This window comes from Micromonospora yasonensis (assembly GCF_026013475.1).
GTDB lineage: Bacteria > Actinomycetota > Actinomycetes > Mycobacteriales > Micromonosporaceae > Micromonospora > Micromonospora yasonensis.
In genome coordinates this window covers 1-11,077 of the sequence record NZ_JAPDPH010000229.1, presented here as the reverse complement: position 1 = coordinate 11,077, position 11,077 = coordinate 1, and the positions used below count along the sequence as shown (strand labels likewise).

Annotated in this window: 9 protein-coding genes, 1 tRNA gene, 1 other RNA gene and 1 pseudogene; 7 read left to right on the top strand and 5 right to left on the bottom strand. The window is 65.8% G+C overall.

What is annotated here, in order from left to right:
- A partial coding sequence (locus ONA70_RS30355) for a hypothetical protein (protein ID WP_265009926.1) occupies positions 1 to 271 on the bottom strand: 271 nt, incomplete at its 3' end.
- A 489-nt stretch (positions 272 to 760) separates the two neighbouring features.
- Here ONA70_RS30355 and ONA70_RS30350 point away from each other — a divergent pair.
- From ONA70_RS30350 to ONA70_RS30335, 4 genes are all read left to right on the top strand, one after another.
- Positions 761 to 1,285, top strand: coding sequence for a DUF4365 domain-containing protein (locus ONA70_RS30350; RefSeq protein WP_265009925.1), 525 nt, complete (start codon positions 761 to 763; stop codon positions 1,283 to 1,285).
- The gene (locus ONA70_RS30345) at positions 1,282 to 2,412 is read left to right on the top strand and encodes a hypothetical protein (RefSeq protein WP_265009924.1); all 1,131 of its coding nucleotides are present in this window, start codon (positions 1,282 to 1,284) and stop codon (positions 2,410 to 2,412) included. The genes ONA70_RS30350 and ONA70_RS30345 overlap by 4 nt, the downstream gene beginning before the upstream one ends.
- Before the next feature lie 79 nt (positions 2,413 to 2,491).
- The gene (locus tag ONA70_RS30340; RefSeq protein WP_265009923.1) at positions 2,492 to 3,817 is read left to right on the top strand and encodes a hypothetical protein; all 1,326 of its coding nucleotides are present in this window, start codon (positions 2,492 to 2,494) and stop codon (positions 3,815 to 3,817) included.
- 625 nt (positions 3,818 to 4,442) lie between these two features.
- On the top strand, positions 4,443 to 4,658 hold the full coding sequence (locus ONA70_RS30335; RefSeq protein WP_265009922.1) for a hypothetical protein: 216 nt from the start codon (positions 4,443 to 4,445) through the stop codon (positions 4,656 to 4,658).
- Between the two features lie 15 nt (positions 4,659 to 4,673).
- On the opposite strand, the gene ONA70_RS30330 is transcribed toward ONA70_RS30335, so the two are convergent.
- Together ONA70_RS30330 and ONA70_RS30325 are read right to left on the bottom strand one after the other, a co-directional pair.
- Positions 4,674 to 5,153, bottom strand: coding sequence for a hypothetical protein (locus ONA70_RS30330; protein WP_265009921.1), 480 nt, complete (start codon positions 5,151 to 5,153; stop codon positions 4,674 to 4,676).
- Positions 5,154 to 5,577: 424 nt separating this feature from the next.
- Positions 5,578 to 6,522: a tetratricopeptide repeat protein gene (locus ONA70_RS30325; RefSeq protein ID WP_265009920.1), complete on the bottom strand. Its 945-nt coding sequence runs from the start codon at positions 6,520 to 6,522 to the stop codon at positions 5,578 to 5,580.
- A 417-nt stretch (positions 6,523 to 6,939) separates the two neighbouring features.
- On the opposite strand from ONA70_RS30325, the pseudogene ONA70_RS30320 reads away from it, so the two are divergent.
- Positions 6,940 to 7,353, top strand: a pseudogene (locus tag ONA70_RS30320) (tyrosine-type recombinase/integrase); the annotation flags it as partial.
- Between the two features lie 70 nt (positions 7,354 to 7,423).
- On the opposite strand, the gene ONA70_RS30315 reads toward ONA70_RS30320, so the two are convergent.
- Positions 7,424 to 8,281, bottom strand: coding sequence for a hypothetical protein (locus ONA70_RS30315; protein ID WP_265009919.1), 858 nt, complete (start codon positions 8,279 to 8,281; stop codon positions 7,424 to 7,426).
- 246 nt (positions 8,282 to 8,527) lie between these two features.
- Positions 8,528 to 8,612 (bottom strand) — tRNA-Ser (locus ONA70_RS30310).
- Positions 8,613 to 8,694: 82 nt separating this feature from the next.
- On the opposite strand from ONA70_RS30310, the gene ffs reads away from it, so the two are divergent.
- Positions 8,695 to 8,784, top strand: an RNA gene (gene ffs / locus ONA70_RS30305) — signal recognition particle sRNA small type.
- Between the two features lie 107 nt (positions 8,785 to 8,891).
- A partial coding sequence (locus ONA70_RS30300) for a DNA polymerase III subunit gamma and tau (protein ID WP_265009918.1) occupies positions 8,892 to 11,077 on the top strand: 2,186 nt, incomplete at its 3' end.

The window sequence follows — 11,077 nt, the reverse complement described above, 5'->3', positions numbered from 1 at the left end:
CAAGAAGATCACCGCATGCGTCTAGCAGACGGTCGGCAACGTCGATAGCTTGCTGAGACCCGACGACATGAACGCGTGACCAAGCATCGCTGACGGGTCGCCAGTCCTCGATCAACCAGTCGTGAAACTCGAACGGGTCGAGTGGTCGCCGTTGACGAAGTGTGACGCTGAGACCTTCCGCGAGGCCAGACCGGAAGCGAATCGCCTGGCGGGCGGCGTCCGCTCGCAATACCAAGGTCATGCTCCGCGCCAGGAGGTCCTGATAAGCCACGATCCGCTCCTGCTGGGCGGCGTCCCTACCGGACCACCGCCGCTGCGCCCACACTGCTCCAAACGTCGCCAGTGCCGTAAGGAGGGAGGCTCCAATCGCCGCCACTACCGGTGCCCATACCTCAGACGTACTCACGTGCCAGCACGCTAGAGGCTCTGGGCAACAGCGCCGACAAGGTTGCCCGGTGCATGACGGCCTCTAACCGATCCGCGCACTACGAGTCGGCGCTCCGGCGCTGGTACACCGCCTGGTCCTCGTGCCGGGCATGGCGGTGCCGGGCGCGATCGTCCGCTCATGATCCCTGGTTTGGCTGCTCGACAGCTACTCAAGCGGGTGAAGCTGCCAGCGCTCCTCGCTAGCTGACGACGTTCACGGTCTCTTGCGTCCCTTGGTGCCCGCAGTGCCGCTGCGGCTTCGGATCGGCAGGATCTCCAAAGCAAACGGCCCTTGTGGACCTTCCCGGCACGCGCTGTGACGGCTAGGTTGCTGATGAAACGGGCGTCGGGGGGGCAGATGCGGGCAGAAACATGGCAGAAGGAACAGATCAGCTGTGCCTACCTCCACGCAATTGCCGCGCGTGAAGGCCTGACAATCGCCAGCTGGAACGTGGACAAGGACGGCGTTGACGCAACCATCCGTAGAGGCGGACCGATGGTTGATCTACAGCTGAAGTGCACGCAGAAGGCGCGCGAGGTCGCAAACGGACACGCGTTCGATCTTGACGTTGCGACATACGACAAGCTCCGAGCCGCTGACCGTTCCGCACCCGGCTACCTCGCTGTGGTGATCGTCCCAGCGGACATTGAGCAGTGGATAGTGCACGATGAGGAGCAAATCCTCTTGCGCTGCCGCGCCTACTACGCCTGCATCCAGGACGCACCGGAAGCTAGCGGAGAAACAACGGTTGCCATCCATCTACCGAGAGAGAATAAGCTCGACGGCAAGGCGTTGGACTTAATGATAGATCACTCCAGACGCCGAATCCTAGGCGCGTTGGCGGGAGGGCTAGCATGATTGACCTTGCTGTCGACTTCCCCCGAATTGCAAGTTACTTGCGGAATTCCGGCTGGACGCCTTCCGTCTCTGGAGAAATTGCGGAGTTCTGGACCAGAGACGAGGGGCTAGAAGTTCTTGTGCCGAAGCTTCCGAATGCCCCCGACTTCGACAAGCGGATCGAATTGCTCACGCAGGATCTGCAGCGCATCGAAGACAGGCCGGCGCAGGATATCAAGAATGACATCACTCGTCAGTTCCTGGATATTACCGACGTTCGGGCAGATCACGAATATGGAGAGCAGTGCATACCTCTTGACGCAGGGCACAAGCTATTTACCACGGCTAGGGGTCTAGTCGTTTCTGCCACCGCGTCAACCCTTCAAAGGCGCGGATATTTCGGAAGATCCATGCCGAAGAAGGCTAGGGATCAAGCAAAAAGAGCCCTTGTGGGTCACACCCGCCCCGGATCGTATGTGGTACCTATCATCAATAATGCGCGTCTGCCGGACCTTCCTTGGGAGGAGGAACAGCCTCGTCTCATTGAATCTGTCGAGGAGGCCGCCTTCGAAAGGAGGGTTGCGACCAACCTAGCCCGCGCCCTGGGTGCCCTACAGGAGATTGCGGTGGTTCGGGAGAGTAGGCCGTCGAATCGGGACCTCCACGATGCGGTCGGCGAGGGACTGTCTTTCGAGATGTGTCGCGCCATCGTTCGACCCCTCCAAGAGGAAATCGTTCGCAAGGTTGACATTACGTTCGCCTGGGCACCTGGAGTCACACCGCCGAGAGGAGTTGCCCGCGCATTTGAGTTCCCAAGTGAACGTGTGGATCTTTTGAAGGATATAGCAGCTACCTTGCGACGAGATCCCTCAAATAGCGAGGAGCTTATCTACGGCGTGGTTGTCGGACTGAGGAGCCGCAGCGGCGATGATGGAGGTCGCGTCGAAGTCGAAACTTTAATCGACGGTGCCAAACGGCTTGTACGACTTGATTTGAACGAGAGCCAATATGAGGTTGCTCGGGCTTGTCACAAGCGAAGCCCCGTCATAGCTCGCGGCACACTTCATCGAAACCCCGGGCGCATGGCCAGCATGGAGGTCACCAACTTTGAGCAAGACCTGTCGCTTCCCATAGAGATCCCCAGCTAGGGGTAACAGGAGACCGACAGGGGCTACCAGCCTACGTCACCTAGAGCGCCGGGTTCTGTGCCAATTTGAGAAGGAAGCAATGCGAGCCCTTGAAGACCTAAGGGTCCAAGTACTATCAACCCAATCCCGCCGGTACATTGACGAAGCAATTGCGGCCTACGGTGCCGGCGCTTATCGTTCGGCGATAATCGCCATCTGGATCGCGATTACAGCCGATGTCATGTATAAGCTCCGACTCCTTGCAGACCAGGGAGATAGGGCAGCGCAGGCAGCTCAAAGGGATCTCGACAGGGCAATCAGCTCGGGCGACAAGACAAGCCTTCAGAAATTCGAGAACGGGCTCCTTGCGCAGGCGCGCGACACCTTTCAGTTCATTGGCGACCGCGAACACACGGAACTGTCGCGAATCTACGAAGACCGCAACCTTTGCGCTCATCCGGCATACTCTCGCGGAAACGATGAGCTGTTTTCCCCAACGCCCGAGTTGGTGCGCGCACACCTTTCAACCGCCATCGACGCACTCTTGTCCCATGGTCCCGTTACGGGACGCAAGGCGATCGAGCGCTTTGAACGCGAGATCCGAGAGTCTTCTTTCCCGCAGGATGACGCAAAGCTAAAAGAGTACCTGAGTGAAAGCTATATGCATCGCGGGACGCCGGCTTTGCGCGTCAACCTGATGAAGGTCATTTGCAAATCGACTCTCGATGCCGACCATGACGACTACCTCCGCTGGAAATACACGCGCAGTGCTCGGGTACTCCAAGATCTCCGCCCCATCGAATTCGAGGAGAGCCTAAAGGCTGTCTTGGACGCTCGGCAGGACAACCTAGATGACGAAGGGCTATTCCTTCTTGTCAACGGCTTATGTCAGCTCCAGGAAACTTGGCCCCTCCTACACGCTGGCGTCCAGCACCGAATCGAAGAGCTTCTCGGGCAACTACCGATCCACGATCTCGTGATTAGAAGCCAGCTGTACTCGCCACTCCCTCCAGAGCCAATTCGATCATTTCTGATCACGCGACTCGGCGAGGCAGTAATGTCTACCTCGGACTCGCGGTACTTCAATCAGTTTGGGTCGCCTGACCCGGATCTGGTTCCTCATCTGGCGGGTCTTGTGGTAGACGCTCAATCGTATTCAGAGGCAGCAGCGCCTCTTGGCTGGGTTAACTCTATGTCCGAAGAGATCCCTTTAGACGGCTTGAGAACCGTTCTAGCTGCGTATAGCCGCAGTGGTCAAGCACGGACCTCGATCCTCGCTTCACGTCAGCTAAAGGCGCTACGTGCAGCAACAGAGCATCGGCCCGGATTCGCCGACGCCTGGAAGGATTTCGAGGAAAAGATGGCTGCCGGGGAGGACTTCGGTGAACCTCCCGTCGTGCCCTCCGCTCCGACCGCCGCGCCCTAAGAACGAGGGCGAGTCATCCCGTCTGCCATCGACCCGCCCTCCTGGGGAGCGGGCCGCCGCCCGGCCCGCCACGTCAAGCGGACCTTGACGCAGGTTCGGACGCTGGCGGGTCGGGCGGTGGTCTGCTCGGCTCGCCCGGGTCGATGGAAGGCGGGATGGCCTACCGCAACCACCCACGGACCGCGACCCGCCGACGGAGCCCCGGCCATCCTGGAGCCGGAGCGCCCCCGCCGGAGGCGCCCTAACCGCAACCCCGCGACCACCGCCAGCCCGCCGACGCGCCCGGCGTCCCCTCCCCTACGCCGCGCGGGCTCGTGGCCGCGCGGCCCGGCCGGCAGCCGGCCAACCACCTCACCGGTCAACGGTCTGCCGTTCAGCGGCGGCCCTCCGGGCTTCCCGCTCTCCGCGCCAGCCGCCGGGCGTCCGGCGTGACGGCCGCAGAGCGACAGCGGCAGCGGCCGGCGCGCGCCCAGGCGGCGGCGCGTGCGGCCCGTCAAGGGCCGCCTTGAAGACGTACAGAAACTTTGAACAACATCGCCGGCAGCCGGCCGGTTCGTACGTACGTTCGACTAGGCTGCGGCTGGTGGAGGTACGCGGACGGTGGTGGAACGGGAGCTGGGGTCGCATGGCCCGGCGCGACATCTGGCTGGTTACCGACGGCCAGCGCTGGCGGGTTCGTGGCCGCCTCGGTGGTGACGAGGGGCAGGAAGTCTCGTACGACTTCCCGGATGAGGCATCCGCCCGCTTGATCGTCGATCGGATGATGAAGACCTCGGCCGGCACCTGGCGGGATCTCACGGAGGCGGTCCGGCAGGAGGCAAACCGCCGGCGGACCCACTAGCCACGCCGGGAGCCATCAACGGCAGCTGTCCGCCCGAACATGCACACCGCACCACGGCGGCAAGTCGGCCGCCCACACCCGCCAACCGCCGGCGTCTCGCCGGGTCTCGAACCGCCACGGGTGGGCTTCCCCACTGAGGTTGATCTGTTCTCCCCACCAGATCGCGTGCACCTGGGCGGTCACCATCGCGCGGTCGTCGTCGCCCTGGTCCTCGACGTCAATCGGTCCAACCGTCTCCAGCTTTGACGGGACATTGCCGCGCTCCATCTCGCCGCGGTACTGACGCCACTGCCGCAGCAACTCGTCATGACGCCTGCCAGCCAACACCCGCGACAGGCCAATCTCCTCTTCACTGCTCATCTGGAGCACGTAGACGCTCACGGCCGCGTCCGGCGACACCTCACCACGATTGGCCTCGGCCTGCTTCCGCACGGCCCAGGACACGGGCACGGCGATGATCCCGGTACACAGCACGGCCACGAGCGAGAGCACCACCCACGGCCAATGACGCTGCGACCGAACCAACGGTCTGCCTGCCGTTGCCCTGTGGCCCGGCAGCGCTGGCACCTCCCCTGGTCCCATAGAACGCAACATATGCCGCTTGTGGGTTTCCCAGCTAGCGCTGGCAGCCGGCTTCGACGTGCACAGGGCCTGTGGTGCCAGAATGAAGCCGTGGGAACTGGCCCAGACCCGACCGCGGAGTGGTGGACAACCTCCGACGTAGCCGCTTACCTAGGCGTCAAGGTGGCGACCGTGACGAACTACCGGAAGCGGGGCCAGATGCCGGAGCCTGACGCGACCGTCGGGCGTACCCATATGTGGCGCCCGAGCCGGATCGTGTCCTGGCATGAAGGCCGGCCTCGTCCCGGTGTCGGTGGTCGACCGAGTCGGGCTGGTTCGAGCGAGAACGCAGACGGGGTCAGCTAGCGCTGAGCGCTCGGACCTCGTCGAGGTAAGAGACTGCCTCTGGCTCCTTCGGGTACCGCTCCCGTAGCAGGGTCGCCAGTTCCTTGGAGCACATCAGCAGGGATGGCAGTGATTTGCGATCCCCCTCCAACGCCCGGCGGCCGTGGGACACGGCCTGGTCGAGATCACCGGCGCGCGCCGCCACCACCCCGAGCGTGATGCGGGCTTCGGCGTTGCGCATCGGCTTGCGTTCGGTCCCGTCCGGGCCCGTCGATGAGCGGATGACCTCGCGCGCGTACATCTCTGCGAGGCGGTCTTCACCGGCGATCCGGTAGCAGTCCATGGCGTAGAAGTCGAACTTTGCCGGGTCGGCCACGAAGTGGTGGTCGGTGTCCTCGGGATAGGGCAGCGACTCAAGCAGGGCGCGGCCCTTGTCCAGTGCCGTTTCTACCTGCCGTCTGTCGCCGAGTCGTGCCCATGCCTTTGCACGTTGCGCTGCCAACTGGACCGCTGCGCCGTCGTGGGCTGCCACTGCTTCGCCTGCCTCGGCGGCCGCGATTACGCCCCGGTAATCGCCCTGGGTCAGCGCGTACCAGGCCCGCATCTCGTAGGCCCACCCAGAGATGGCGGCGTTTCCGGCTTCGTCGCCCAGCGTCAAGGCAGCCTTGCGGGTGCCTTCTGCTATGCGACGTAGCCCCATGTCGTACTCCACGCATCCAACGAGCAGCGCAACCCATCCCGCAAGAGTCAGCACCTCCTGGTGCTGGGTGAGGGTTAGCCGGCGGTCCATCAGGGCAGTGATCCGGCGCAGCCACGCCCGGCCCTCCACCCGCAACTGCTCGGATGCCATGTAGGGGTACTCGCAGCACAGCCGATCAGCCGTGATCCGCAGCGCTTCGAGCGTGGCGTTTGAGACGTCGGAGCTACGCAGCCGGGCGAGGATCTCGACTGTCTCCATGCCGGTGCCCGCGATCAGCTCTGCGTCAGCCTCGTGGGGTGCCGTGGGCGGGAAGAATGCGCCCGTGACTGTGCCGAACGTCTTCGCAATCAGGGCCTTGTAGAAGCCATCCGGCTCGGAGCCTCCCGACTCCCACCGCTCCAGTTGCGCAGCAGGGTGCTGTCGGCCGGGAGTTGCTCAGCGGCGTGCGCACGCATCGCCCGTACGGCTTCGCCCTGCGACCACCCTCGGGCGGTCCGCTCAGCCCTGAGTCTGGTTGCCCAAGCCGGTCGATCGAGGTCAGCAGCCACGTCAGCCATACGGCCAGTATCGCCCCGGTCACGGGGACATGGCGAGGGGACTTAGTCCTGTCACCACAGTGACACCCGTCGCTCTCCACAGTGGAGAGGGACCGTTGTTGGTGTCAGCAAGACGCCGTCCAAGTCCCGTGCCGGCCGCCGCTCCATCGGCGTGCCGGATGCCCTGATCGAACTACTCCGCCAGCACCGAGAGGAACAGGACGCCGAGCGCCAAACCGCCGCCCAACTCTGGCGCGATGAGGGATGGGTGTTCGCCTCGCCGACCGGCGAGGCGATCCACCAGGCGACGGACTACGACGAGTGGAAACGGTTGCTCAAGCTCGCCGGGGTGCGGGACGGCCGGCTACACGACGCGCGGCACACCGCGGCCACCGTCCTCCTGGTCCTCGGCGTCTCGGGCCGTGCCGTGATGGGCATCATGGGTTGGTCGAACTCGGCCATGGCAGTGCGCTACCAGCACATGACGGATCAGGTGCGCCGCGACATCGCGCAGCAGCTCGGGGGCCTGATTTGGGGGACTGAACAGATGTAACTCTGGCGAAGTCGGACTGCTGGTCGGCTGTTTCTCGTTCTCCCCCACGGCGAGAAACAGTCGGCCACTCCTACTCGGAGCTTCTTTGGCTGGTCATTTTCCAGCGCTGGATTCTCTCATAAGACTTTGAGAGCCCAGATGTCGTCTCGGATGCTTGCCGTGCATACTCGGGAATGCCAGCCTCTGTTACAACGTGAACAATCGTATGAGGCGGAGCGGATGGCACGATGTTGTTATGCCAGATCAAGGTTCCCATGTCGACTTGCCGGAGTCGGAGCTCTCCCGACTCGTCGATATCGCACTTGAAAAGGGGTGCGTCGATCACAATTACTGGGAATGCGACGATGGACACCTCGCTATGCTTGGGGTAGATATCCTTCCGGGTTGCCTCCCAGTGAGCGGCCTTCACGGCTGAGATGATTGCCTTGTAGGCGACATCCTGACCCTGATTCGGGCCGAGAGTCGCTTTTATGAGGTTGTGTCCGGGGTGCTCCTCAATGGTCAATAGTGGGAGGGCGCGTACTTCGTGGCTGTTTGCGGCTGCGGCTATCCATGCTCGGGCGGCGGGTGAAGTGAACCTCTCCGCAACCTGCGCCAACGGATGCAGTGGCGGCACCCTTTCTCCGCAGAAAAGTACCCATGGTTTGTCAGCGCCGCTCTTTGCTTCAATGCATAAGAGTACGTCAAGCCACTCCATGTGTGAGTTGGTATTGGCTCTCATACTCACCACTACGTCAATCTCGCGGTGGCACGCGGATTCGCTGTCATAATAGTAATCCGACTGACGCACGTTGCCGATCCCTCTGAAAGCTTGCGCTGTCCGCAATTCCAGCGGATACCCCTGGCTCATTAGCCATCTCTGCAACTTGGTTTTCAGGGCATCGGCGGGTGAGTCAGTCCCGCCGACTGCTGCTTCGACTTCGGTCACCCTGTCATTCAAGCCCTAGGGCATCCCAGAGACAACATGGTTGTGATGGCGCTTGGCCGATCGGGTTGGGCCTCCGCTCCGCCCCCTGCTGGCCGCCGAGACCCGTCCGTGCGGGCATGACCATGGTTGGTCCAAGATCCGAGTGGCGGGCAACTGAGACGAGAAGTGAGACGGAAGCTAGGTGGAGACGACACGAGGGCCGGTCCCTGTCGGGGCCAGCCCTCGCGTTCGTGCTGCTCAAGCGAGCGGAGGATACGAGATTCGAACTCGTGAGGGTGTTAACCCAACACGCTTTCCAAGCGTGCGCCCTAGGCCTCTAGGCGAATCCTCCGCGAGCCAGGATACAGGTCTGTCGGCGGTGAGCCACCCCACCACCCCCTGAAGATCCACGCCGAGTCGGGTAGGCTTGGCGGCACCTCCCGTGCGGCGGTATCTCGTGAACCTCCCCAGGGCCGGAAGGCAGCAAGGATAAGCGAGCTCTGCCGGGTGCACGGGAGGCCTTTCTGTCTCCGGGTGCCGGTAACGTTCCTGCGGGTCAGGTCCCGGGGTGGTGGGTGGTCACCCGCGCCCGACCGGCGCAGAATGGCTCGGTCGAGAGGAGGCGGTACGCGTGACGCTGGCGCTCTACCGCAAGTACCGGCCGCGTACTTTCGCCGAGATGATCGGCCAGGAGCAGGTCACCGAGCCGCTGTCGCAGGCGTTGCGCAGCGGGCGGCTCAACCACGCGTACCTCTTCTCCGGCCCGCGCGGCTGCGGCAAGACCTCCAGCGCCCGGATCCTGGCCCGCTCGCTCAACTGCGAGCAGGGGCCCACGCCCGAGCCGTGCGGGCAGTGCGATTCCTGCCGCTCGCTGGCCCCTGACGGCGGCGGGTCGATCGACGTCATCGAGATCGACGCGGCCAGCCACGGCGGCGTCGACGACGCCCGTGAGCTGCGCGAGAAGGCGTTCTTCGCGCCGGCCCGCAGCCGCTTCAAGATCTATATCATCGACGAGGCGCACATGGTCTCGTCGGCCGGCTTCAACGCCCTGCTCAAGCTGGTCGAGGAGCCCCCGGAGTACGTCAAGTTCATCTTCGCGACCACCGAGCCGGAGAAGGTACTCGGCACGATCAAGTCGCGGACCCACCACTACCCGTTCCGGCTGTTCCCGCCGAAGGTGCTCCGGCCGTACCTGGAGCAGCTCACCGAGGCGGAAGGGATCAAGGTCGAGCCGGCCGTCTTCCCGCTCGTGGTGCGCGCCGGTGGGGGCAGCATGCGGGACAGCCTCTCCGTGCTCGACCAGCTCATCGCGGGCGCCGGCCCGGAGGGGGTCAGCTATGCCCGGGCCGCCGCGCTGCTCGGCGTGACCGACTCGGCGCTGATCGACGAGATGTGCGACGCGCTCGCCGCCGGGGACGGCGCCGCCGCGTACGCGACCGTCGACCGGGTGGCCGAGGCCGGGCACGACCTCCGCCGGTTCGCCTCCGACCTGCTGGAACGGCTGCGTGACCTGATCGTCATGCAGCAGGTGCCGGAGGCCGCAGCCAAGGGCCTGATCGACGGCCCGGCCGACCAGATCGAGCGGATGACGGCCCAGGCCCAGCGGCTCGGCCCGGCCACCCTGTCCCGCTGCGCCGACATCGTGCACAACGGGCTGGTCGAGATGCGCGGCACCACCGCGCCCCGGCTGCTGCTGGAGCTGATCTGCGCCCGGATGCTGCTGCCCGGCGCGGACGACTCGACCGGTGGCCTGCTCCAGCGCCTGGAGCGGATGGAACGCCGGCTGACCCTGGGCGGCGGCGAGCTGCCGCCGGCCGCCGCCGGCCCCGCGCCGGTCGCCCCCGCCCCGGAGGTACGCCCGGCGCCCTCCGCCCCGACCGCGGCTGCCGCCGCGTCCTACCCGGGGACCGCCGGCCCGCCGGCGGCTGCCGGAGCGCCGTCCGGGGCGGCTGCCGGAGCCCTGTCCGGGGCGGCCGCCGCCCGCGCCGCCGCCGCGGCGGCTGGTGCCCGTTCGGCGTCGGCCCGCCCGGCCGACCCGGCGGCGAGCGGCACCGTCCAGCCCGGGCCGGGCCCTCGCCCCGCGACCGGTTCCGCCCAGCCGGCCCCGGGTCCGGCCGACCGGTCTCCCGGCGGCCCGGCGCCGGCGGCCGACGGCCCGGCGTCCGGCGTACCCGCCCGGCGTCCGGTGCCGGCCTCGGCGGTGCTGCCCGACCCGGCCACCCCCGAGCCGCCCCGGCCCGGTTCCGCCCCGGCCGGCGCGCTCGACGCCGTCGCCGTACGCCGGGTCTGGTCCGAGGTGGTCGGCAAGGTCAACCGGAGCAACAAGCGGATCGCCGCGTTGATGCGCGACGCGGTGGTCCGTGACCTGGACGGCGACACGCTGGTGCTGACCGTGAAGTCGACGGTGCTGGCGAAGATGATGGCCGACCACGCCGCGGTGCTCACCGACGCGCTCTACGAGGAGCTGGGCGGCCGCTGGCAGATCCGCTGCGAGGTGGCCGGGGAGCGGGGTGCCGCCTCGCTGGGCGGCCCGGCCCGCCCGTCCGCGTCCCGCCCGGACACCCCGTCAGGCGGCTCGACCGGCGCCGAGGCCAGGGGTGGTTCCGGCGGTGCCGTCCGGGCCACCGAGCGGTCCGGTGGCCCGGCGCGGCGATCGGCCGGCCCGGCGACCGGTTCCGGGGGCGACCCGGCCGGCGCCGACGACGAGGAGGACTGGCCGGAACCGGCGAGGCCGGGCGGTGCCGGGGACGGTGAGCAGCCGGCCGCCGAAGCGACCGCGTCGGCGGGCGGGGACGACTGGCCGGAGGCGGCGCGTCC